The organism is Agromyces mediolanus (assembly GCF_023715325.1).
Lineage (GTDB): Bacteria > Actinomycetota > Actinomycetes > Actinomycetales > Microbacteriaceae > Agromyces > Agromyces mediolanus_A.
Genome location: NZ_JAMBNX010000002.1, coordinates 327234 through 349706, shown reverse-complemented (window position 1 = coordinate 349706; position 22473 = coordinate 327234). Strand labels below are relative to the sequence as shown.

The following is a 22473-nucleotide window of genomic DNA, read 5'->3' as shown; positions in this document are numbered from 1 at the left end:
ATACTCCCGCGGGCGTAGCCGTGCCGCCCAGCCGATCCCGGCACGCGCTGCTCCCCTGCGGCCGTCCCGGATCAGAGCAGCGTCACCGGCTTCACGAGGTCGGCGTAGATGAGCAGGGCGCTCATCGCGCCGACGACGACCACGACGCCGAGGGTGAGCGGCATGAGCTTCGCGAGGTCGACGGGCCCCGGATCCGGACGGCGGAACAGCTTCGCGAAGCCGCGGCGGATCGCCTCCCAGAGCGCGCCCGCGATGTGTCCGCCGTCGAGCGGGAGCAATGGGATGAGGTTGAAGACGAAGAGCGCGATGTTCAGCGAGCCGAGGATGCCGATCATGCCGGCGGCCTTGTCGACGAGCGGGATCGTGTCGATCGTCGCGATCTCGCCGGCGACCCGCCCGACGCCGACGACCGAGATCGGTCCGTTCGGGTCGCGCTCGCCCGGCCCGAAGGCCGCGTTCGCGACGTCGATCATGCGCTGCGGCAGGTTCACGATGATCCCGGCGACGCCGGAGATCTGCTGCCCGACCGCTTCGAGCGTCGTCCCCGGTGACTGCGCGACCCGCTCGTACGCGGCTCCGATGCCGACGAAGCCGGCCGAAATGGTCTCCGGCTCGCCGTTCGCGCCGGTCACCACCTCGCCGCGATCGTCGAGCGCGTAGCGCTCGCTCAGCATGGGCGTGACCGTGAGCTCGACCTCGGAGCCGTCGCGCTCGACGACGAAGGCCATCGCCTCGTTCGGGCGCTCCCGGATGAGGGCCGTCGACTGGGTCCAGCTGGTGATCGGGGTGCCGTCGATCGAGACGATCCGGTCGCCGGGCTTCAGCCCCGCCTCGGCGCCGGGCGCCTGCGGGTCGCCGCTCTCGCAGCTCTGGCGCTCGCTCGTCGCGGGGAGCGCGCACGCGTTCACGCTGCCGATGGTCGTGGAGGGCTGCGGCATTCCGAGCCCCATGAAGAGGATGCCGAAGAACACCACGGCGAGCAGCAGGTTCATGAACGGGCCGCCGAACATGACGATGATGCGCTTCCACACCGGCAGCCGGTAGAAGGCGCGGTCCTCGTCGCCCGGAGTGATCGATTCGGCGCTCGAGTCGCGGGCGTCCTGCACGAGGCCGCGGAAGAAGCCGGTGGAATCGGCCTTCGCCTGCCCGCCCTTCCCCGGCGGGAACATGCCGATCATCGAGATGTAGCCGCCGAGCGGGATCGCCTTCACGCCGTACTCGGTCTCGCCCTTGCGTCGCGAGAAGATGGTCGGCCCGAAGCCGATCATGTACTGGGTGACCTTGACCTTGAAGAGCTTCGCGGGCAGGAGGTGCCCGATCTCGTGCAGGCCGATCGACAGGCCGAGGCCGATCACGATGATGACGACGCCGAGGATGAAGGCGAGCACGGATTCCACGGGACGAAGCGTACTGCGATCCGCTCGGAGGCCGCTGGGCGGCGGCTATCGATCCGCTGAGCGGCGCGCGATCCTCGCGTCGGCGGAGCGGCGGGCGGATGCCTCGGCCGCGGCGAGCGACTCCAGGGTGAGGGCGCCGGCGGTCTCGTGCTGCTCGACGACGTCCCGCACCGTGTCGACGATGTCGAGGAAGCCGATGCGGCCGGCGTGGAAGGCGGCCACGGCCTGTTCGTTGGCGGCGTTGTAGACCGCGGGGTACTCCCCGCCCGCCCGGCCGACCTGCTTCGCCAGCCGCACCGCGGGGAACGCCGCATCGTCCAGCGGCTCGAAGGTCCAGCTCTGCGCCTGCGTCCAATCGAGCGGACGCCCGACGGCGCCGACGCGGTTCGGCCAGTCGAGCCCGAGCGAGATCGGCAGCCGCATGTCGGGCGGTGAGGCCTGCGCGATCGTCGATCCGTCGATGAACTCGACCATCGAGTGCACGATCGACTGCGGGTGCACGACCACGTCGATCCGGTCGTAGTCGACGTCGAAGAGCAGATGCGCCTCGATCACCTCGAGCCCCTTGTTCACGAGCGTCGCGGAGTTCGTGGTGACGACGAGCCCCATGTCCCAGGTCGGGTGCGCGAGCGCCTCGGCCGGGGCGACCGCCTCGAGCTCCTCGCGCGTCCGGCCGCGGAACGGCCCGCCGGATGCGGTGAGCACGAGCCGGCGCACCTCGTCGTCGGTGCCGGAGCGGAGCGCCTGGGCGAGCGCGGAGTGCTCGGAGTCCACCGGCACGATCTGCCCGGGCGCCGCGAGCCCGGTCACGAGATCGCCGCCGACGATGAGCGACTCCTTGTTCGCGAGCGCGAGGGTGGTGCCGCGCCGGAGCGTCGCGAGCGTCGGTCCGAGCCCGACCGAACCCGTGATCCCGTTCAGGACGACATCGGCGTCGACGTCGTCGACGAGCTGCACGGCCTCGTCGATGCCGACCGCGGTGTGCTCGACGCCGAACTCGGCGGCTTGCCGCTCGAGGGTCGCCCGGTCGGAGCCGACTGCGAGGCCGACGACTTCGAAGCGGCGCGGATTGGCGCGGATGACGTCGAGCGCCTGGGTGCCGATGGAACCGGATGAGCCGAGGATGATCACGCTGCGCACGCCTCCACCCTAGGGCCGACGACGACCATCCGCCCGGGTTCCGGGTATGCCGCCGAGCGCATACGGATGGCCCTACGCTCGTCTGGTGAGCGAGATCGAGGCCGAAGCCGTCCCTGCTGCGCCGAAGCGCCCCGGGCCCCTGTACACGATCGTGCGAGGCATCCTCCGTCCCCTGGTGGCGATCGTCTACCGGCCGAAGATCACGGGCCGCGAGCACGTGCCTCGGCGCGGTCCGGTCATCCTGGCCTCCAACCACCTCTCGTTCATCGACAGCATCGTGATCCCCCTCGCCGCGCCGAGGCCCGTGCAGTTCCTCGCGAAGTCGCACTACTTCACCGGCAAAGGACTCAAGGGCTGGGTCTCGCGGACCTTCTTCGGGTCGATCGGTGCGGTGAGCGTCGAGCGCGGCGCCGGCTCGCAGGCGCAGGAGGCGCTCGACCTCGGCCGGCGCATCCTCGAGGGGGGCAACGCCTTCGCCCTCTACCCGGAGGGGACCCGCTCGCTCGACGGCCGCCTGTACAAGGGCCGCACCGGGGTCGCCTGGCTGGCGCTCACCACGGGCGCGACCGTCGTGCCGGTCGGCCTCGTCGGCACCCAGGAGATCCAGCCGGTGGGCGCGAAGCTCCCCCGCATCCGGCCCGTGCAGGTGCGTTTCGGCGAACCGCTCGACCTCTCGGTGCACGGCAGCGCCGAGTCCGGCAAGGCGCGACGGGCGGCGACCGACGAGATCATGGCGGCGATCCACGCGCTGAGCGGTCAGGAGCTCGCGGGCCGCTACAACGAGACGCCGCCGCAGAGCGCGATCGCGCGCATCGCGGACCGGGTGGTCCCGCGCGAGCGGGTCTGAGCCCACTGCGCGGTGCACCCCGCGACGCCTACTGCGCGGTGCACCCCGCGACGCTCCGGCGCTTCTCAGCGGCTTGGCACCCACACCCGCTAGCGTCGAGCGGGTGACCAGCCTCCGACCGCTCTCCGCCCTCGCCGCGATCGCCGCGGGCGTCGTCGTGCTGCTCACGGCCTGCGCTCCGACCGCCGACCCCGCCGCGACGGTCCGCGCGAATCCGGAGCAGATCGACGAGGTCGACACGAGCGGCTTCGATCCGGGGCTGATCGTCAGCGACGACAGCTTCTTCGACTCGACGGCGCTCGACGAGGACCAGATCCAGGACTTCCTCGAGGCGCTCCCCTGCCGCCCCGATGCCGGCATCAGCTGCCTCGCCGACTACCGGCAGACGACCGAGACGCAGCCCGCCGTGGGTCCGGGGCATTGCGCCGAGTACCGCGGCGGGGTGAAGGAGCGCGCGAGCCGCATCATTGCGAAGACCGCGGTCGCGTGCGGGGTGAGCCCGAAGACGCTGCTCGTCCTGCTGCAGAAGGAGCAGTCGCTGCTCACGCGCCCGAGCGAGCACGGCTACCTTCGGGCGACCGGGTACGCCTGCCCGGACACCGCCGATTGCGACGTGAAGTACTTCGGCTTCTTCAACCAGGTGTACAACGCCGCGTGGCAGTTCCGCCAGTACACGCAGCAGCCCGACCGGCAGTACCGCATCGGTGCGGTCCCGGTCTCGTACAACCCGGACGCCGCCTGTGGCGGTAGCACCGTGCTGATCCGGAACCAGGCGACGGCGAACCTCTACAACTACACGCCGTACCAGCCGAACGAGGCCGCGCTGGTCTCGGCGGACGCGGGCGGCGACGGCTGCTCCGCCTGGGGCAACCTGAACTTCTGGCTGCTGTGGAACCGCTGGTTCGGCGACCCGACGAGCGAACGCTACCCGGGCTTCCTGCCGCCGTGCAGCCGGCTCGTCGACGGGCAGGTCTGCCCGACGCCCGGCATCCCGACCGCGCCGCCGCGCGAGGACTGACCCCACTGCCGACTCAGTCGGCCCCGGCGACCACGACGGTCGGTTCGTGGCCGACCGGGAAGGAGACGGATGCCGCGATGAAGCACTTCTCGGATGCCTCCGTATGCAGCTGCTGCGCGAGCTCGGCCATCGCCGGGTCCGCCACAGTGACCCTCGGACGCAGCGTCGCGGCGACGAAGGCCCCGCCCCCGCGTCCGTCCTCGCTCATCGTGCCCGTCGCGGCGTCCTCGTAGCCGAGCACGACCACGCCGTGATTCGTCGCGACGTGCAGATACGACAGCATGTGGCACTGGCTGAGCGCCGCGAGCAGCAGCTCCTCGGGGTTCCAGCGCTCGCGATCGCCGTGGAAGGTGCGGTCCGCGGAACCCGCGACCCCGTGCTCCTTGCCCGGTGCGCGCACGACGTGCCGACGCGAGTACGCGCGGTACCCGCTCGTGCCGGTGCCCAGATTGCCCGTCCACTCGACCTCGACCTCGTAGTGGTGTTCGCCCAGCATCTCGCCTCCATCCGACCCTCCCGCGGCCCGCGCGCTGCGCCGTCCGGGCCGGCGGCCGGATCGACCGCCCACACGATTCTGCCTCGGGGATAAGCTGGGCGCATCATGACTGAGACCCAGATCGCACCCTCGTACACGGTGCCGCAGCAGCGCCAGCTCGTCACGGCCGTTCCCGGCCCGAAGTCGATCGCGCTGCACGAGCGACGCACCGCGGTCGTCTCCGCGGGCGTGTCCAGCGCCCTGCCGGTCTACATCGAGCGCGCGAGCGGCGCGATCCTCGTCGACGTCGACGGCAACCGCTTCGTCGACTTCGGCGGCGGCATCGGCGTGACGACGGTCGGCCACACCGAACGGCACGTCGTCGAGGCGGCGACGGCGCAGCTCCACGACGTCACCCACACGCTCTTCACGGTCACGCCGTACGAGGAGTACGTGCGCGTCGCCGAGCTCCTCGCCGAGCACACCCCTGGCGACTGGGCGAAGAAGTCCGTGCTCGTGAACTCGGGGGCCGAGGCCGTCGAGAACGGGGTGAAGATCGCACGCAAGTTCACGGGTCGCCGCGGCGTCGCGGTGCTCGACCACGCGTACCACGGGCGCACCAACCTCACGATGGCCATGAACTACAAGGCCCACCCCTACGCCTCGGGCTTCGGCCCGCTCGCGGGCGACGTGTACCACGCGCCGAACTCCTACCCGTACCGTGACGGGCTCACGGGCGAGCAGGCGGCAGCGCGCACGATCGCCTACCTCGAGAAGGTCGTGGGCGCCGCAGACCTCGCCTGCCTCGTGGTCGAGCCCATCCAGGGCGAGGGCGGCTTCATGGTGCCCGCCGAGGGCTTCCTGCCCGCGCTGCAGGCCTGGTGCACCGAGCACGGCGTCGTCATGATCGCCGACGAGATCCAGTCGGGCATGGCCCGCAGCGGCAGCTACTTCGCGAGCGAGCAGCTCGGCTGGGAGCCCGACCTCGTGCTGTCGGCCAAGGGCATCGCCGGTGGCCTGCCGCTCGCGGCCGTCACGGGGCGCGCCGAGATCATGGACGCCGCCCAGCCCGGCGGCCTCGGCGGCACCTTCGGCGGCAACCCGGTCGCCTGCGCGGCGGCCGTCGCCGTGTTCGAGGCGATCGAGGAGGACGAGCTCCTCGCCGAGGCCCGCCGAATCGAGGCCAGCCTCACCGCGGGGCTCCGCTCGCTCGCCGAGCGCTTCGACGTGATCGGCGACATCCGCGGCAAGGGCGCGATGATCGCGATCGAGCTCGTGCGCCCCGGCACCCGCGACACCACGAAGGAGCCGTACCCCGAGGCGGTCGCGACGCTCATCGCGCACGCGGCCCAGCAGGGCGTGCTGCTGCTGAACGCCGGCACTTACGGCAATGTGCTCCGCTTCCTGCCGAGCCTCGCCGTGACCGACGAGCTCATCGCGGATGCGCTCGGCGTGCTCGAGTCCGGCCTCGCGACGCTCGGCTGATGGCCGGCACCTTCAGCATCGCCGATTCCGTCGAGCTCGCAGTGGTCGAACGCAGTGGTTTCATCGAGTCCAGGCACGCCGGCTCCGCCATCGTGCTCACCCCGGAGGGCGAGGTGCTTCGCAGCCTGGGCGACGTGCGCACGCCGGTCTTCCCGCGCTCCGCGCTGAAGCCGTTCCAGGCGGTCGCGGTGATGACCTCCGGCGTCGTCCTCCGCGGAGAGGATGCCGCCATCGCCATGGCGAGCCACTCCGGCACGGCGGCCCACGTGGCGCTCGTGAAGGGGCTGCTCGACCGAGAGGGGCTCAGCGGATCCGCGCTCGGCTGCCCGCCCGCACTTCCCGGCGACCGGGCGGCGCGCGAACAGCTGCTCCGTGCCGGCGGCACCGCGGAGCGCGTCTTCATGACCTGCTCGGGCAAGCACGCGGCCATGCTGCTCGCCTGCGTGCAGAACGGCTGGCCGGTCGAGGGCTACCTCTCCTCGGAGCATCCGCTGCAGAGGAAGATCCTCGACGTCCTGGAACGATTGACCGGCGAGCGCCCGGCCGCGAGCGCCGTCGACGGCTGCGGCGCCCCGGTGCACGCGATCAGCCTCACCGGACTGGCCCGCGGCATCCAGAAGATCACGACCGCCCAGACCAGCTCGCCGTTCGCCCTGTACCGCGAGGCCGCGGAGCTGGCTGAAGCGGCTCGGGCCCACCCGTGGGCGGTCGCCGGCCCGGGGCAACCCGATACCGTGGCGATCGAGCGGCTCGGAGTCTTCGCGAAGTTCGGCGCGGAGGGCGTGATGGTGATGACCGCTCCGAACGGCACGACTGTGGCGTTGAAGGTGCTCGACGGATCGTCCCGCGCGTCGACGATCGTCGCGCTCCGGCTGCTCGCCGATGCGAAGGCGCTCGACCACGACGACGTCGACCTCGCCCGCGCCGAACTCGACCTCTGGGTGATGGGCGGCGACCGCCCCGTCGGCGAGATCCGCGCGACCGTCTAGCTCGTTCGTCGTTCCGGCCGGGGGTTCCGGGCGGGCGTTTCGTCCCGGTCGCTCCGAGCGGATCTTCCGGGCGGGCGTTCCGGGCGGGCGTTCGGAGCGCCCGCCCGGATCCGGCACGGTTCAGCCGGCCGAGCCCAGCCGAGCTCAGCTCAGCTCAGCTCAGCTCAGCTTGGCGAGGCGCTTCTCCCGGGCCGCGCGAGACACCTGCACCGTGATCACGAGGATCATCGCGAAGAGGAACACCGCGGAGGCGATGACGTTCGCCTCGGCCGGGATGCCGCGAGCGGCCGAGATGTAGATGTACTTCGGGAACGTCGACACCGAACCGGAGTTGAAGTTCGTGATGATGAAGTCGTCGAAGCTCAGGGCGAAGGAGAGGAGCGCCGCGGCGAGGATGCCGGGCATGAGCAGCGGGAAGGTCACCCGCCAGAACACCTGAGCCGGCGAACCGTAGAGATCGCGACCCGCCTCCTCGAGGGCTGGATCGAGGCTCGCCACACGGGCTTTCACAGTGACGACGACGAAGCTGATGCAGAACATCGTGTGCGCCAGGATGATCGTCACCATGTCCTTCGGCACGCCGACCGCGAGGAACTGCGCCGCGAGGCCGGCGCCGAGGACCACCTCGGGGGTGGCCATCGGCAGGAACAGCAGCAGGCTGATCGCGGAGCGTGCGCGGAAGCGGTACCTGACGAGGGCGATCGCGATCATCGTGCCGAGCGTGGTCGCGAGCACGGTGGCGACCACGCCGATGAGGATGCTGTTGCCGAAGGCCTGGCAGACCGCACCGCCCTCGACGTTGCAGACATTCAGCCATTTGTCGAAGGTGAACCCGCGCCAGGCGATGTTCGACTTAACCGAGTCGTTGAAGCTGAACACGAAGGTGTAGACGATCGGGATCATGAGGAACGCGAACGCGATCGTCACGTAGGTGGGCAGCAGCCAGCGGCCGAGCCCCCGCCTGGGCCGGTCGCGCCCTGGCTGCGTACGCTGCTCGAGCTGCTCGCTCTCCGCGAGGCCGCCGAGGACCGCCCCGGCCTGTCCTTCACCGCTCACAGCAGGTCCTCCGTTCCGCTCCGCTTCACATAGATGCCGACGAGCACGAGGATCGCCGCCATCAGGATGATCGAGAGCGCCGCGGCCGCCGGATAGTTCAGCAGCACGAGGAAGTTGGCCTCGATCACATTGCCCATCATCTGCGTGCCCGGCCCGCCGAGGAAGTCCCGGCTGGCGTTGACGTAGTCACCGGCCGCGGGGATGAAGGTGAGCAGCGTGCCCGCCACGATGCCGGGCATCGACAGCGGCACGGTGATCTTGCGGAACACCGTCGCCGGGCTCGCGTAAAGGTCGCCACCCGCCTCCAGGTACCGGAGGTCCAGCCGCTCGAGGGTCGTGTACAGCGGCAGCGTCATGAACGGGATGAAGTTGTACGTCAGACCGAAGATGACCGCGAACGGCGTACCCGTGAAGTGCGCGTCGGGGGCCATCAGCGACAGCGCCTTCAGCGAGGTGATGATGAACGACTCGTCCGAGAGCACCTGCTTCCAGGCGAGCGTCCGCAGGAGGAAGGAGATGAAGAACGGCGCGATGACGAGCACGAGCAGGATGCCCTGCAGGAGCGGCTTGCTGCGGGCCTTCACGCCGATGAAGTACGCGATCGGGTAGCTGATCACGAGCGCGAGGATCGTCGCCACGAGCGCGTAGCCGAAGGAACGCAGGATGTGCGGCCAGTAGGCGGTGACGACGTCGACGTAGTTCTGCCAGTTGAAGCCGTAGTCGAACTCGCCGATGTCGCCGAACTCGCTCTGCACCTGCAAAGAGGTGAGGAGGAGCGAGACGAGCGGGGTGAGGAAGAACAGCACGAGGTAGGCGATGCCGGGGGCGAGCAGCACGAGGGCGATCGCGCTGCGTTTCCTCGGCGCCTGGGGCTGTGCCTCTGCGGTGGCGAAGGCTGCGAAGGCCACCTCAGTGCTCCTCGAGCTCCGCCACGAGCGCGTCGCGGTGTTGAGCCGCGATGGAGCTCGTGGAGTCGTCCGCCTGGAACCGCGCTTCGTCGGGAGTGTCTTCCAGTCCGAAGCCGTGCTCGACCGCCCAGCTGACCCAGACGCGGTCGCCCTCGGCCGCGGCGGGCCCGAAGCCGATGTTCTGCGCGAACACGAGCACACGGCCCGCGCCGGGGATCTCGACGATGTACTGGGTGCTCACGCCCGAGAAGGAGACGTCGACCACGACGCCGGGGCCGAGCAGGTTCCGACCGGCCTCCGCCTGTGGCTGATCGCGGTGCAGCTCGACCTTCTCCGGTCGGACGCCGACGGTGATCTGCCCGGTGTGCCGCTGCGCGCGAGCTGCCGGAACGACGATGCGCGAGCCCCCGGCATCGACCGCGACGGCCGTGTCCGTGGCGCCCACGACGTCCCCCGTGAACAGGTTCGACTGGCCGAGGAAGTTCGCGACGAACGCGGTCCTCGGCAGTTCGTAGAGCTCTTCGGGGGCACCCATCTGCTCGATGCGACCCTTGTTCATGACCGCGACGGTGTCGGCCATGGTCATGGCCTCCTCCTGGTCGTGCGTGACGTGCAGGAAGGTGAGCCCGACCTCTTCCTGGATCGCCTTCAGCTCGAGCTGCATCTGCCGCCGGAGCTTCAGGTCGAGTGCGCCGAGCGGCTCGTCGAGAAGGAGGAGTGCAGGACGGTTCACGATCGCCCGGGCGAGCGCGACGCGCTGCTGCTGGCCGCCCGAGAGCTGTTGCGGACGGCGCTGCGCGATGTGGTCGAGTTCGACCAGGCGGAGCGCTTCGTGCGCCTTCCCGACCGGGTCGTCGATCCGACGACGACGTAGGCCGAAGGCGACGTTCTCGAGGATCGTCATGTGCGGGAACAGCGCATAGCTCTGGAAGACGGTGTTCACCGGACGCTCGTGCGAGCGTGTGGCGGTGACGTCGGTGCCACCGATCAGGATTCGTCCGCTCGTCGGCTCGTCGAGCCCGGCGACGAGGCGGAGCGTCGTCGTCTTGCCGCAGCCGGACGGCCCCAGCAGGGCGAAGAACGACCCCGCCGGGATCGTGAGGTCGAGCTCCTCGATGGCGGTGAAGCCGGGGAACCGCTTATGGATGCCGACGAGTTCGAGGTCCGCGCCTCGCTCGGCGAATTCGCGCATCGCCATGGTCACACTCCCAACAGGATCGACTGGAACTGGGTCTGGTACTTCTGCTCCTCGCGCGCCGTGAGCCCGCGGAACACGTGGGCCTGCTCGAGCGTGTCGGCGTTCGGGAAGATGAGTTGGTTCTCGGCGAGCTCCGGGTCGATGGCCATCGCGGCCTCCTTCGCTCCGTCGACCGGAGTGATGTAGTTCACCCACGCGGCGACCTCCGCCGCGATCTCGGGCTGGTAGTAGAAGTCGATGAGGCGCTCCGCGTTCGCCTTGCGCGGGGACCCGACGGGGACGAGGAAGTTGTCGTTCCACAGGGTGCCGCCGCCGACCGGGAGCGCGAACTCCCATTTGTCACCGGCCTCCGCGTTGATCACGGTGATGTCGCCCGACCAGCAGATCGCCGCGAGGGTGTCGCCGGACTTCAGGTCTTCGAGGTAGGCGTTGCCCTTGATGTTGCGCACCTGGCCGCGGTCGACCTGCTCGCGGAACACGTCGATGGCCGCGGTGAACTCGTCGTCGCCCCAGTCGCCCGCGATATCGGTGCCGAGGTCCTGCATGATGCAGCCCATGGTGTCCCGCATTTCGGAGAGCACGCCCACCCGGCCCTTGAGGGACGGGTCCCACAGGTCGGAGACCCGGGTGATGCCGCCGGGGATCGCCTCCTTGTTCCAGCAGATGCCGCCGAAGCCCCCCTGCCACGGCACCGAGAACGTACGGCCGGGGTCGAAATCGGGGTCGCGGAGCGCGGGGTTGAGGTTCGCCAGGTTCGGCATGTTGGCGTGGTCGAGCTCCTGCGTGTAGCCGAAGCGGATCCAGCGAGCCACCATCCAGTCGGTGAGGCACACGGTGTCGGAGCCGATGTCCTGGCCGAGCGCGAGCTGATCCTTCACCTTGCCGTAGTAGGTGTTGTTGTCGTCGACCGCGACTTGATAGTCGACCGAGATTCCGGTGGCCTCGGTGAAGGCCTGGAGGGTCGGATAGTTGCCGTCGTCGTCCTCGTCGATGTACGCGGCCCAGTTGGCCCAGCGCACCGTCGGGTCGCCGTCGGAGCGGTCTGCGGCGGGCTTCGGTTTCGGTCGGGGTCCGCTCTGGCACGCGGCGAGCGCGAGCGCAGTTGCCCCGGCGCCGGCACCGGCGAGCAGGGTTCTGCGGCTCAACTGCTGACGGCGTGCGAGATCGATGAGGGAACGGATTCGTGGATCCGTCGGGGGTTGCCGAGTCACGGGCTTCCTCTCGGGTTCGCAGCACTGCGGGGTGGATTGATCCTGCCACACTGCTCGGCCGGAATCACGGATGGATGTCCGATTCGTTACGTTCGTGCGTCGTGCGCGATGGTTCCGGTTGCATTGTGCGGCTTCGACGGCGGTTTCCGTTGAAATCGCCGCGCGGGCCAGACGAACCGTTCGATGCTGCCGTCCGGGGCGATGCGCCATCCCTGCGCGGCGGCGCGGTCGAGCAGCGGCGGCAACTCGCGCCCCCGGTACAGCGCCCGGAATTCGGCGAGCCCGCCGTCGACGATCGCGACGCCGCGGTGCTTCAGCTCGGCCCAGACCCGCCACCCCGCCGCCCATCCCTCCGCGTCGCCGACGATCACCTCCGCTCCGCCGGGCGGGGAGTCGGCCGTGCCGGGCACCGCTTCGACCGCGCCGGTCGAGGTGAGGCGGTGGATGCGGACCCCCGAGAGCTCCGAGAGCCGCGCCAGCACGAGCGGCACGTTGCGAGCGACGAGCGCGTGGCTGACGCCGTCTCGGAGCACGAGCTCCGGAACCTGAGGATGCCCGCGGGGGGACAGCGCCGTCGGGGTGACTGCCTCGGGCGGCGGCGCCTCGGCCAGCGCGACCTGGAGGCGAAGCCCACGCCATTGCCCCGCTCCCGGCCCCTCGTCGGACCGCCACAGGGTCGGATCACCGCCCAGCTGGGCGAGTTCGCCGCGCGACGGCTGCCGGAGGAGGAGCAGCGATCGGAAGCCGTCGCGGATCTCCGACGACAGCGCCGCAGGTCTCGTCGCCGACGCCACGAGGAACGCGCCGCCGGCGCCGTCGAGGATCGTCGCGAGCTGGTCGACGGCGGCCAGCCGATATTCGTCCGGCCAGGCGCGGAATCGCACGTCGACTCCGTCGACCATCAGGAGCTGCGGAGTGGCGGAGGCGTCGCCCGTTTCCGCCGCCTGAGCCAGCGCGGTGAGGGTGTCCCAGGCCTCGGAGCGGTGCTCGGAGAGCCGAATGACCCGGTGCGGGCCGTACCGCGCCGCGAACGCCGCCGCGATCGTCCGCAGGGCCGTGCTCCGTCCGCTCCCGGGCGCACCGCAGACCAGCATCGCTCCGTCTGACTCCGGCCGCCACACGGCGTTCAGACGCCGTTGCTGCTCCGGGACGTCGAGCAGTCCGAACGCGACTCCCTCGCCGACTGGCTCGAGTTCGGCGAGCTGGAGTCGCGCGGGAAGCGGGTCGAGCCAGGTACGCTTGGCCGGCCGCTCGCCGCTGCTCCCGGCCCGCAGGAGTTCGAGGTGCACCGGGTCGGCGATCGCCGATTGGAAGGGCTGCGGCCGAGCCGTCCCATCGTCGACGATCGCCCGGCCGGGGAAGGTCGGTGGAATCCCGGCGGCATCGTCGACGCCGATGACGGCGCGGCTGTCGCTGGCGTGCAGCACGCGAAGGCAGACGCGCAGCCGGCAGTTCGCGGTGATCTGTTCGCGGACGCTCCCGTTCGGCCGCTGGGTGGACAGGATGAGGTGCATGCCGAGGGATCGACCGCGGGCCGCGAGGTCGGCGAAGAGCCGACCGAGCTCGTCGAACCGTTCGACCAGCGCCTGGTACTCGTCGACGACGATCACCAGCCGCGGCAGCTCGACCGAACGATCGAGCTCGACGAAGTCTCGCACGCCACTCGCCCGTAGCCGACGCTCGCGCTGGCGGATCTCGGCTCGAAGACTCTCGACGGCGCGGAGCGCCTCGGCCTCGTCGAGATCGGTGACGACTCCGACGACGTGCGGGAGCCCGGCGATCGGTTGAAAGGCCGCTCCGCCCTTGAAGTCCACCAACAGCATGGCGAGCGCCGCCGGTGAGTACGAAGTGGCGAGCGCGGCGAGCCAGGCGAGGAGGAACTCGCTCTTGCCGCTGCCGGTCGTGCCGCCGACGAGCGCGTGCGGGCCTTGCCGCACGAGGTCGAGCTCGAGCACCCCGCCCGACGCGGTTCCGACGGCGGCCGCAAGACGCGCCCGCCCAGCGGTCCTCGGCTGCGACAGCGTCGCGAGGTCGACCCGCGGCGGGAGGGGTGTGGCGCCGAGCCCGCTGCGGGCCGCCGTCTCGGCCAAGCGGTGCGCGGCGACCCCCGCCTGCCGGTCACCGAGGAGTTCGGGCACGAACTCCTGACTGCGTTCGGGTGCGCCGAGGACCTCGATGCGGGCTCGGCGGGCCGAGCGAAGCTCGACCACGGTGCGCAGGCCCGGCGGCAGTGCCCTTCGCTCGCGCGCGACCGCGATCACGCCGCCGGAATCGGGGCGTTGCTCGCCCTCGACCACCGTGATCCCGGCCCCGGCGCCGTGGTGCGGCAGCGACGCACCCCACGCCCACGCGTCGGTCTCGGGGAGGCGGAGGCCTGCGACGCCGGGTCGCACGGTGGACGCCCACCTGATGACCGCCGCGCGGGCCGCGGCGCGTGCCAGGAAGGTGGGGCCGACGAATCCGATCCCCACGTCCGGATCGGCCCGGATCGGGGCGTCGGCGAGGGCCCACGCGTGAGCGAGCAGGGCGCGATCGCCCTCGTCGACGGGCTCCCCCTCGATGCGCAGCGCGCTCGCAACCGTGCCGCGGCCGAGCACGAGTTCGCCCGCCCGAGCGCTCGTCCACCGTGCGCCCGCCGCTTCGGCGAGCACGGTCTCGAGTTCGGCCGCGCGCCGCCAGACGTCGTCGTGCTCCGCCGCGTGACGATGTGCGATCTCGTCGGCGAGCGCACGCAGCCCCTCAGCGCGCTCTCGCTGCTCGCGCCGCAGTTGCCGCCGAGCGCTACGCCGGCCGTCGAGGACTGCGGCGAGCCCGACGACCGGCCCGACCGCCGCGAACACGAGCGCGAGCGGCGAGCGGGTGAGCGCATAGAGCAGCCCGGCGGTCACGATCGGCGCGAGTGTCGCAAGCAGCGGGAACGGCGTCCTCTTGCGGCTGCTCACCGGCGGAGGAAGCCGGAGCAGCGGGAGTCGATCGGTCGGCGCGTCCATGCCCCCAGCTCAGCAGCGCGGTGCCGTCCCTCTGCGCCGGCGTGCGAGATCTGGGGGTGCGAGATGGCGGGTCATCCATTGTGGAGGACGAGAACCGCGGACCGCAGCTAGTCGACGATGACCTGCTGCTGCGCGAGCTCGATGGTACTGCCCCGTGGCACCTGGTAACGACGGCCCGGCTCGCAGCGGACCGCGCCGTCATCGGGCCGGCGCACCATGGTGCCGTTGCCCGAGAAGCGGTCGGCGATCCACAGCACCCCGTCGTGCGAACCGAACTCCAGGTGAGTCTTCGAGACGGAGAGCGTGCGATCCGCGATCTGCACGAGATGGTCGAACTGCTCCCCCGGCTGAGGCAGTGGCTTGCGCCCGATGAGCCCGCTGCCGAATACGATCCTCGTCTCGCCCGTACTGAACCGCAGGCGGAACCGGTCGCTCTCCCCGACGCGGCGAGCGGCCGGCGACTCGGCGACGGGCGTTTCCGGCGCTCCGGACCCCGGCGCATCGGCCACCGGCGAACGCTCGTCGCGTTCGGCCTCGGCGGGCGGCGCGAGGAAACCACCGACCGGGATGCTGATCACGCCGCTGTTTCGGCGCGCGATCGGGTGGACGATCGTCGTGTCACCGGGGCGCGGGTCGAGCTTGCGCCGAGACTCGGGCGTCGCACTCGTCGAGCTTCCGCATTCACCGCAGAACATCGCCCCATCGGGCAACTCCGCATCGCAGATCCGGCAGTTCACGTGCACGCTCCTCATCTCGGCTTCCAGCGTAGCCGCGGGATACGCCGAGCCGGCGCAGGCGAGCGGCGCCCGTGTCGCCGAGCGCGGCTCAGTCGGCGGCCGGGGGCCGCACGACCTCGAGGACGTCGACGACCACGACCGTGACGTTGTCGCGCCCTCCGTTGCCGAGCGCGGCGTCCATCAGATGCCGGGCCGCCGCATCCGGTGTCGGATTGGATGCGAGGAAGTGACGGAGGCCGTAGGCGGTGATCTCCTTCGTCAACCCGTCGGAGCAGATGAGGAGCCGCATCCCGGGCTCGATCGCGATCGCTCGGTAGTCGGGCAGCGGCGCCTCGTGAAAGCCGACCGCGCGCGTGATCACGTTCGAGTGCGGATGGGTCTCGGCCTCTTCACGGGTGATCTGCCCGGCGTCGACGAGTTCCTGCACGATCGAGTGGTCGACCGTGAGTTGTTCGAGGACTCCCCCGATCAACCGGTAAACCCTCGAATCGCCGATGTTGAAGACGATCCACGCCGGTTCGCCCGAGATCGACCCGAGTGCGGCGCCGGTGACCGTCGTCCCGCTGCCTTCGTCGGTCACGCCGCGACCTCGCCCCATGTCCTGCACGGCCGAGCGGAGCGCCTGGTCGATCTCCGGGGTGCCCACGACCGTCCGTCCGCCGTACTCGGCGAGCCTCGTGACCACCGCGGCGCTGGCGAAATCACCGGCCGCGTGACCGCCCATCCCGTCCGCCACGGCGAAGATCGGCGGCTGGGCGAGGAAGCTGTCCTCGTTCACCTCGCGCCGGAGCCCGGTATCGGTCAGAGCCGACCACCCGATCTCCACCTCGGTGCCGCCGGGCAGCACGACGCGATGGCGCGGATTGCCGATGCCGATCTGGGTCACGGATCTCGCCTGTCTGCGGGGGGACGCGTCAGGATGTGAGGGAACCCGTCGATCGTAGCGCCTCGAACCCGCGCCCGGCTGATGCCGGCTCGTTCCGGGCGGCGCGCGCGTCGCGGCACGAAGGGCGAGGAGATCCATGGAATCAGTTGTGAAACGCCTACCATTCGACTGATTCCCTTGCTTCTGGCGCTTTCGACTGTCATGATCGAGCCATGACGAACACAGGACGACTGACGTCGCGTCCGGTGCAACTCGACGATGTGTCGAAGGCGATCATCGAGCAGCTCCAGACCGACGGCCGGCGTTCCTATGCCGATATCGGAAAGGCCGTCGGCCTCTCCGAGGCCGCGGTGCGCCAGCGCGTGCAACGGCTGCAAGAGGCCGGGGTCATGCAGATCGTTGCGGTCACCGACCCGATGCAGCTCGGGTTCACCCGGCAGGCGATGATCGGCATCCGCGCCGAGGGCGACACCCGGCTGCTCGCCGAGCAGCTCTCTTCGATCCCCGAGATCGACTACGTGGTGCTCACTGCCGGCAGTTTCGATCTGCTCGCCGAGGTCGTGTGCGAGAACGATGAGGAGCTCATCGATCTCCTCAACGCCCGCATCCGCTCGCTCGACGGCGTGCAGCAGACCGAGACATTCGTCTACCTGAGGCTGCAGAAGCAGCATTACAACTGGGGAACCGTGAGGAACCGATGACCATGACCGATGTCCGCTACGACAATGCGACGCTGCAGAAGCAGGCGAAGGATCACCTCTGGATGCACTTCGCGCGCCAGTCGACGATGGAGCAGGGCGTGCCCATCATCACGCGCGGCGAAGGCCACCGCATCTTCGACATCAACGGCAAGAGCTACATCGACGGCCTCGCCGGCCTCTTCGTTGTGAACGCCGGCCACGGCCGTTCGCGCATCGCCCAGGCGGGCGCGAAGCAGGCCGAGGAGCTCGCGTTCTTCCCGATCTGGTCCTACGCGCACCCCAAGGCGATCGAGCTTGCCGACCGTCTCGCAGAGTACGCGCCCGGCGATCTGAACCACGTGTTCTTCTCGACCGGCGGCGGCGAAGCGGTCGAGACGGCCTACAAGCTCGCGAAGAACTACTGGAAGCTGATGGGCAAGCCGACCAAGTACAAGGTCATCTCGCGCGCCCTCGCCTACCACGGCACCCCGCAGGGCGCCCTCGCCGTGACCGGCCTGCCGATCAAGGCGCCGTTCGAGCCGATCACCCCCGGTGGTCTTCGCGTGCCGAACACCAACTTCTACCGCGCCGCCGAGATGGGCGCGCCGGCCGACGACATCGAGGCCTTCGGCCTCTGGGCGGCGAACCGCATCGAAGAGCAGATCCTGATGGAGGACCCGGACACGGTCGCCGCCGTCTTCCTCGAGCCCGTGCAGAACTCCGGCGGCTGCTTCCCGCCTCCCCCCGGCTACTTCCAGCGAGTGCGCGAGATCTGCGACAAGTACGACGTGCTGCTCGTCTCGGACGAGGTCATCTGCGCCTTCGGCCGCATCGGCGACTACTTCGCGTGCAACCAGCTCGGCTACGTGCCCGACATGATCACCTGTGCGAAGGCGATGACCTCCGGCTACGCCCCGATGGGCGCCACCATCATCAACGAGAAGATCTACGAGCCCTTCAAGAAGGGCGACACGACCTTCTACCACGGCTACACGTGGGCCGGTCACCCCGTCTCCGCGGCGGTCGCGCTCGAGAACCTCGACATCTTCGAGGAGGAGAAGCTCAACGAGCACGTCCGCGAGAACAGCCCGCTGTTCCGCGCCGAGCTCGAGAAGCTGAACGATCTGCCGATCGTGGGCGACGTGCGCGGCGAGGGCTACTTCTTCGCGGTCGAGCTGGTCAAGGACAAGGCGACCCGCGAGACCTTCAACGAGGAAGAGTCCGAGCGACTGCTCCGTGGCTTCCTCTCCACGGCCCTCTTCGACGCCGGACTCTACTGCCGCGCCGACGACCGGGGCGACCCCGTCATCCAGCTGTCGCCGCCCCTCACCATCGGCGTGCCCGAGTTCCAGGAGATCGAGCAGATCCTCCGCAGCGTGCTCACGGAGGCATCCAACCGTCTGTGACCGTGTTCGCCCGGATGCCTTCGGCATCCGGGCGAGCCGATCCGGTCGGAGCCCGAAGGCCTCGGACGCTCGTCGTCCGGGGCCTTCGCCGTCGCCGCGACGCGCGCGGGAGCGTCACGGACCGGCGGTGATGCGACTCCCCGCGTCAGTCCGCACCAGGGAGCGCCTCGGCTTCGTCGTCGCGCACGAACGCCCACTCCGGCAGCGCTCCTGATCCCAGATACATGTCGAGAAGACAGGCCATCGCGTGGTCAGGGTCGATCTCGAGCGCACGATCGAGATGCTCCCCGGCCCGGCTCCCTCGCCCGAGGGCCCAGTGCAGCCACCCGGCGATGCAGTGCACGCCCGGCCGATTCGCTCGCGGGAGGTCCACCAGGAGCTGCTCGACGAACACCAGCCCCGCTTCGACCCGCGCCGCCGCCGGCTTCAGCCGAGTGCGACCGAGATAGAGCTCCGAGACGAACTCGTCGCTCCCCTCCGAGCGGCCGGAGTCGCCCGACCACTCGTGCTCAGGCATCTGCTCGACCTCGTCTGCCGCTCCGGCCATGCCTTCGAGCGCGATCTCCCCCACCGAGGCGCCGAACGCGATCTGCAGCACGATCGCGTCTCGGAAGACCGCCGATGCGGCGAGCTCCGCGAACCATGCGCCCTGCGCGTCGGACGGCGCCGGCTCGTGCAGCACCCGCTCCACGAGCTCGATCGGATCGATCTGCGCCCCGAGCTCGCGGTGGAGCCACTCGGTCGAACTCCGCTCGCGCAACGCGAGGAGGCGCCGACGCAGTCGAGCCGCTCGGGCGCGGTCCGCGACCGGTGGCCGAGGCTCGGGCATGGCCTCTCCCAGGGTGGGTAGCACCGACGCCGCCGCGTCGATGAGACCGAGGTCGTGCCCGCCGACCGGGACGCACGGGTCTGAGACCGAGCCCCACCCGGTCGCTGCGACGAGGAACCCGTCATGCGCCTCGAAGCCGGCGTCTTCGAGCCGCGCGCACGTTCGATCGAGCAGGCGGCGTTCTGCCACCCCGTTGGTGCGCGGATACTCGCGATCCGAGTACACCGCGACGATGATGCCGTCAGCGCCCTCGATTCGGCACACGGCGCCGACCACCGCGGTCACGAGCACCGGATGATCTGCCATTCGCCGCGGGAGGTCGTGCCGGAGGACCCCGATGACCGTGCTGCCGCGAAAGGCGATGCAGACGAGGGAGCGACGGAGCGAGGTGCCGGCGAGCTGTGGCAGAAGGGCGAGGAGCTCGTGCCCGCCTGTGGCGCGCACGGTGATCTGTTTCGTCATCGGCCCAGCTTCGGCGCCACCGTATAGCCCCGACCGGCGGCAGCCGATTCTGTTGAGGGAGTCGTCGGGCACCGCCCTGGGGAGGACGAGACCCGCACCCGGCGTGCATGCACCGCTGCCTCTCCCCCCACAGCCTGGTACGCAGATTCGGCTTCCACAGGCGTCCGATTCCCGCGAGATGACATCGGGGGGCGCGGCTACGCTCGAAGCATGAGCAACGTCTACCTCCTCCGCATCGATTCACCGATCGGGCGCATCGAGCTCGTCGGCGACGACGAGCATCTCGTCGCATTGACCATCGAGGACGCCGACGGCGCGCTGCCCCACGACGACGAGCCCGAGCGGGTCAATGCCGTGCTGGCGCTCGCCCGCGAGCAGTTGACCGAGTACTTCGCCGGAACACGCACGGAGTTCGAGCTGCCCGTGAAGCCGGCCGGCGGCAGCGACTTCCAGCGCGCCGTCTGGGCGGAACTCGCCCGCTTGCACTGGGGCGAGGCGACCACGTACGGCGCCTTGGCCGCAGCCGTTGGCCGCCCCGGCTCTGCACGAGCGATCGGCGGGGCGGTCGGGGCCAATCCGATCCCCATCGTCATCGGCTGCCACCGGGTGCTCGCCTCCGATGGGCGCATCACCGGCTACTCGGGTGGGCACGGCATTCCCACGAAGCTCTGGTTGCTCGGGCACGAGCAGATCGGCTTCGCCGCGTGAGCGCACCGAAGGCCGACCTCGTCGTCGGTGACGACGGGCGTACCCGCTGCGCGTGGGGCGCCAACGACGCCGAGTATTCGCGCTACCACGACGAGGAGTGGGGCACCCCCATGCGGGATCCCGTCAGACTGTTCGAGAAGCTCTGCCTCGAGGGTTTCCAGGCGGGCCTGTCCTGGATCACCATCCTGCGACGACGACCAGCCTTCCGAGAGGTCTTCCTCGGCTTCGATCCGGTGCTGGTCGCCGCGATGGACGAGCACGACGTCGAACGCCTCCTGGGCGACACGCGAATCATCCGGCACCGGGGCAAGATCGAGGCCACCATCCAGAACGCTCGGGCCACCCTGGCGCTCGATCGACCGATCGACGAGCTGCTGTGGTCGTTCGCGCCGCCGGCGCGCGACGCGCCCTTCACGGCATTCGCCGATGTCCCTGCGACGACGCCGGAATCGACCGCGATGAGCGCCGAACTCCGCCGGAGGGGATTCCGCTTCGTCGGGCCGACGACGATGTACGCCCTGATGCAGGCGTCCGGAATGGTCGACGACCATCTCGAAGGCTGCTTCCGCTCCACCCGATCGCGCTGAGCCGTCAGGCCGCGCTGTCCCGGCCCCAGTCCCAGTCCCAGTCCCAGTCGCAACGCCCTGAGGCCGCCGCCGCAGCCACCGGGCGCCCACCGAAGGCGGATCAGGCGGCGAGCAGCTCCAGTTCGTGCACGCCCTGGTGGCCGGGCTGACCGTCCGCGCCGACACCGAGCTCGAATCCCGCAGCACGGGCCCAGGCGAGCAGGGCGTCGAGATCGTCGAGCGGCGCAGGGCGCGCCGCGAGCAGAGCTCGGGTGAACTCGCCCTTCGCCCGCTTGTTGAAGTGGTTGAGGGCGCGCTTGCGGCCGGTTCCGTCGACCGCGACCACCCGCACGAACACCGACCCGGGAGGGGCCGGGCCGAGCTCGACGTATCCCTCGGACCGCAGATCGACGACGAGGCCGCGATGCGCGGCGAGCTCCGCCGCGATCGGTTCCCGCCACAGGTGCTTCAGCTGATGCTCCGGCACCCGGGAATCGTGCGAGAGGCGGTACGCCGGAATCGGATCGAGCGCAGCCACGAGGCCGAACAGGGCGGAGTGCACGGCGACATGTCGTCCCGCGTACGCGCGGGCTTCCGCGTCCAGGCTCGGCGCGTCGAGAGCGTCGTACAGCACCCCCGTGTACCGGTCGAGCGCGGGCATCGTCGGCGACGACTGCAGGACGCGATCATGATCGACCTCGGCCGCGGAGCGCGGGCCGAGCTTCAGTGCGCGCATCGCGGCCTCGTGATCGGCAGCGAGCTCGACGACTGCCGGAACCAGCTCGGCGCGCACCCGCTCCAGGGACGGATACGACAGCCCGTCGATCCGAAGCGGGGGCAACGCGCCACCGCTCCGCTTCGTCTCGGATGGCGGGAGGACGAGCAGCACTACGAGGCGATGAACGCGAGCGCCGCGTCGACGTTCTCACCGAGCGAGCGCACCGAATCGATCGTCACCCGCGGCAGTGCCGCCGAAGGACCGTTCCACGCCGCGTATCCCTCGAGGCTCTGCTCGACGGCACGCCACGTGGTCTCGTCGAGGTGCGGAAGCTTGCGCTCCCGCTTCTCCAGACGCGAGCGGTGAACGCCCTCGTCCGAACACACGACCTCGATGACGCGGAGCCGGGCATCCGTGCGCTCCGCGAGATCTCGCCACTGCAGGCGCGCGGCCTCGGCCGCGTTCACCGCATCGACGATGACCGTGCGGCCGGCCTCGAGCTCCTTGCGCGCGATCTCCTCGGCGACGAGGTAGGCGGCGAGGCCCGTGGGCTGATCCGCATCGATGCCGGCGCGAAGCACGGCGGACTCGATCGGATCGACCGACACGACGGTGGCGCCGAGGCGGGCGCCGACGATCTCACCGATCGTCGACTTCCCCGCACCCGGCAGCCCCGCCATGACGATGAGCTGGGTGACCGCGAGGTCACCGAACTGGCGGTCGAACGGCTGCTCCCCAGGCATCCGCGAACTCCTATCTCAACTGGG

At 70.2% G+C, this 22473-nt stretch carries 21 protein-coding genes; 8 read left to right on the top strand and 13 right to left on the bottom strand.

Translation table 11 applies throughout. The features are described from left to right. Window positions 1–71 precede the first annotated feature (71 nt). Together M3147_RS05345 and dxr are read right to left on the bottom strand one after the other, a co-directional pair. A complete protein-coding gene (locus M3147_RS05345) occupies window positions 72–1397 on the bottom strand; it encodes a M50 family metallopeptidase (RefSeq protein WP_251202438.1) in 1326 nt (441 codons plus the stop codon). Window positions 1398–1442: 45 nt separating this feature from the next. Further along, a complete protein-coding gene (gene dxr / locus M3147_RS05340) occupies window positions 1443–2537 on the bottom strand; it encodes a 1-deoxy-D-xylulose-5-phosphate reductoisomerase (protein WP_251202437.1) in 1095 nt (364 codons plus the stop codon). Window positions 2538–2583: 46 nt separating this feature from the next. Here dxr and M3147_RS05335 point away from each other — a divergent pair, with 46 nt between their 5' ends. Then, complete coding sequence (locus tag M3147_RS05335) at window positions 2584–3384, top strand: lysophospholipid acyltransferase family protein (RefSeq protein ID WP_439954185.1); 801 nt, start codon at window positions 2584–2586, stop codon at window positions 3382–3384. Between the two features lie 103 nt (window positions 3385–3487). After that, complete coding sequence (locus tag M3147_RS05330) at window positions 3488–4402, top strand: hypothetical protein (RefSeq protein WP_251202436.1); 915 nt, start codon at window positions 3488–3490, stop codon at window positions 4400–4402. A 13-nt stretch (window positions 4403–4415) separates the two neighbouring features. Here the strand turns inward: M3147_RS05330 and M3147_RS05325 are convergent, their stop codons facing one another. Then, entirely contained in the window at window positions 4416–4898 is a 483-nt protein-coding gene (locus M3147_RS05325) for an OsmC family protein (RefSeq protein ID WP_251202435.1), read from the bottom strand. A gap of 105 nt (window positions 4899–5003) precedes the next feature. Between M3147_RS05325 and gabT the strand changes: the two genes are divergently transcribed. After that, window positions 5004–6362: a 4-aminobutyrate--2-oxoglutarate transaminase gene (gene gabT, locus M3147_RS05320; protein WP_251202434.1), complete on the top strand. Its 1359-nt coding sequence runs from the start codon at window positions 5004–5006 to the stop codon at window positions 6360–6362. Further along, a complete protein-coding gene (locus tag M3147_RS05315; protein ID WP_251202433.1) occupies window positions 6362–7351 on the top strand; it encodes an asparaginase in 990 nt (329 codons plus the stop codon). The genes gabT and M3147_RS05315 overlap by 1 nt, the downstream gene beginning before the upstream one ends. Before the next feature lie 159 nt (window positions 7352–7510). On the opposite strand, the gene M3147_RS05310 is transcribed toward M3147_RS05315, so the two are convergent. The 7 genes from M3147_RS05310 to M3147_RS05280 form a co-directional block, all read right to left on the bottom strand. After that, window positions 7511–8254 carry an ABC transporter permease gene (locus tag M3147_RS05310; protein WP_251202601.1) on the bottom strand — a complete coding sequence of 248 codons (744 nt, stop codon included), beginning with the start codon at window positions 8252–8254 and terminating at the stop codon, window positions 7511–7513. Window positions 8255–8403: 149 nt separating this feature from the next. After that, a complete protein-coding gene (locus M3147_RS05305) occupies window positions 8404–9315 on the bottom strand; it encodes an ABC transporter permease (protein ID WP_251202432.1) in 912 nt (303 codons plus the stop codon). A gap of 1 nt (window position 9316) precedes the next feature. Further along, window positions 9317–10513, bottom strand: coding sequence for an ABC transporter ATP-binding protein (locus M3147_RS05300; RefSeq protein WP_251202431.1), 1197 nt, complete (start codon window positions 10511–10513; stop codon window positions 9317–9319). A 2-nt stretch (window positions 10514–10515) separates the two neighbouring features. Then, a complete protein-coding gene (locus tag M3147_RS05295; protein ID WP_251202430.1) occupies window positions 10516–11658 on the bottom strand; it encodes an ABC transporter substrate-binding protein in 1143 nt (380 codons plus the stop codon). Between the two features lie 152 nt (window positions 11659–11810). Further along, the gene (locus tag M3147_RS05290; RefSeq protein ID WP_251202429.1) at window positions 11811–14666 is read right to left on the bottom strand and encodes an FtsK/SpoIIIE domain-containing protein; all 2856 of its coding nucleotides are present in this window, start codon (window positions 14664–14666) and stop codon (window positions 11811–11813) included. Between the two features lie 155 nt (window positions 14667–14821). Then, window positions 14822–15466 carry an FHA domain-containing protein gene (locus M3147_RS05285; protein ID WP_251202428.1) on the bottom strand — a complete coding sequence of 215 codons (645 nt, stop codon included), beginning with the start codon at window positions 15464–15466 and terminating at the stop codon, window positions 14822–14824. Window positions 15467–15539: 73 nt separating this feature from the next. Then, window positions 15540–16337 carry a PP2C family protein-serine/threonine phosphatase gene (locus M3147_RS05280; RefSeq protein WP_251202427.1) on the bottom strand — a complete coding sequence of 266 codons (798 nt, stop codon included), beginning with the start codon at window positions 16335–16337 and terminating at the stop codon, window positions 15540–15542. A 212-nt stretch (window positions 16338–16549) separates the two neighbouring features. On the opposite strand from M3147_RS05280, the gene M3147_RS05275 reads away from it, so the two are divergent. Together M3147_RS05275 and M3147_RS05270 are read left to right on the top strand one after the other, a co-directional pair. Continuing rightward, entirely contained in the window at window positions 16550–17038 is a 489-nt protein-coding gene (locus M3147_RS05275; RefSeq protein ID WP_251202426.1) for an Lrp/AsnC family transcriptional regulator, read from the top strand. Window positions 17039–17040: 2 nt separating this feature from the next. Beyond that, window positions 17041–18423 carry an aspartate aminotransferase family protein gene (locus M3147_RS05270; protein WP_424221786.1) on the top strand — a complete coding sequence of 461 codons (1383 nt, stop codon included), beginning with the start codon at window positions 17041–17043 and terminating at the stop codon, window positions 18421–18423. A gap of 145 nt (window positions 18424–18568) precedes the next feature. Here the strand turns inward: M3147_RS05270 and M3147_RS05265 are convergent, their stop codons facing one another. Then, the gene (locus tag M3147_RS05265; RefSeq protein WP_251202425.1) at window positions 18569–19714 is read right to left on the bottom strand and encodes a DUF4192 family protein; all 1146 of its coding nucleotides are present in this window, start codon (window positions 19712–19714) and stop codon (window positions 18569–18571) included. Between the two features lie 210 nt (window positions 19715–19924). Here M3147_RS05265 and M3147_RS05260 point away from each other — a divergent pair, with 210 nt between their 5' ends. Together M3147_RS05260 and M3147_RS05255 are read left to right on the top strand one after the other, a co-directional pair. Further along, the gene (locus tag M3147_RS05260; RefSeq protein ID WP_251202424.1) at window positions 19925–20422 is read left to right on the top strand and encodes a methylated-DNA--[protein]-cysteine S-methyltransferase; all 498 of its coding nucleotides are present in this window, start codon (window positions 19925–19927) and stop codon (window positions 20420–20422) included. Further along, window positions 20419–21009 carry a DNA-3-methyladenine glycosylase I gene (locus M3147_RS05255; RefSeq protein ID WP_251202423.1) on the top strand — a complete coding sequence of 197 codons (591 nt, stop codon included), beginning with the start codon at window positions 20419–20421 and terminating at the stop codon, window positions 21007–21009. The genes M3147_RS05260 and M3147_RS05255 overlap by 4 nt, the downstream gene beginning before the upstream one ends. Before the next feature lie 100 nt (window positions 21010–21109). Here M3147_RS05255 and M3147_RS05250 read toward each other — a convergent pair whose 3' ends face one another. Both M3147_RS05250 and M3147_RS05245 read right to left on the bottom strand, forming a co-directional pair. Next, window positions 21110–21877, bottom strand: a complete 768-nt coding sequence (locus M3147_RS05250) for a YaaA family protein (protein ID WP_251202422.1) — start codon at window positions 21875–21877, stop codon at window positions 21110–21112. Continuing rightward, window positions 21877–22449 carry an AAA family ATPase gene (locus M3147_RS05245; RefSeq protein WP_251202421.1) on the bottom strand — a complete coding sequence of 191 codons (573 nt, stop codon included), beginning with the start codon at window positions 22447–22449 and terminating at the stop codon, window positions 21877–21879. Before M3147_RS05245 ends, M3147_RS05250 begins: the two co-directional genes overlap by 1 nt. Window positions 22450–22473: the final 24 nt, after the last annotated feature.

What these genes read in the sequence shown, in the direction of transcription:
- M3147_RS05315 (WP_251202433.1), top strand. Translation starts at nt 6,362, where the DNA reads ATGGCCGGCACCTTCAGCATCGCCGATTCCGTCGAGCTCGCAGTGGTC.
- M3147_RS05245 (WP_251202421.1), bottom strand. Translation starts at nt 22,449, where the DNA reads ATGCCTGGGGAGCAGCCGTTCGACCGCCAGTTCGGTGACCTCGCGGTC.
- M3147_RS05310 (WP_251202601.1), bottom strand. Translation starts at nt 8,254, where the DNA reads ATGATCCCGATCGTCTACACCTTCGTGTTCAGCTTCAACGACTCGGTT.
- M3147_RS05260 (WP_251202424.1), top strand. Translation starts at nt 19,925, where the DNA reads ATGAGCAACGTCTACCTCCTCCGCATCGATTCACCGATCGGGCGCATC.
- M3147_RS05265 (WP_251202425.1), bottom strand. Translation starts at nt 19,714, where the DNA reads ATGACGAAACAGATCACCGTGCGCGCCACAGGCGGGCACGAGCTCCTC.
- M3147_RS05325 (WP_251202435.1), bottom strand. Translation starts at nt 4,898, where the DNA reads ATGCTGGGCGAACACCACTACGAGGTCGAGGTCGAGTGGACGGGCAAT.
- M3147_RS05270 (WP_424221786.1), top strand. Translation starts at nt 17,041, where the DNA reads ATGACCGATGTCCGCTACGACAATGCGACGCTGCAGAAGCAGGCGAAG.
- M3147_RS05285 (WP_251202428.1), bottom strand. Translation starts at nt 15,466, where the DNA reads ATGAGGAGCGTGCACGTGAACTGCCGGATCTGCGATGCGGAGTTGCCC.
- M3147_RS05275 (WP_251202426.1), top strand. Translation starts at nt 16,550, where the DNA reads ATGACGAACACAGGACGACTGACGTCGCGTCCGGTGCAACTCGACGAT.
- M3147_RS05300 (WP_251202431.1), bottom strand. Translation starts at nt 10,513, where the DNA reads ATGGCGATGCGCGAATTCGCCGAGCGAGGCGCGGACCTCGAACTCGTC.
- gabT (WP_251202434.1), top strand. Translation starts at nt 5,004, where the DNA reads ATGACTGAGACCCAGATCGCACCCTCGTACACGGTGCCGCAGCAGCGC.
- M3147_RS05335 (WP_439954185.1), top strand. Translation starts at nt 2,584, where the DNA reads ATGCCGCCGAGCGCATACGGATGGCCCTACGCTCGTCTGGTGAGCGAG.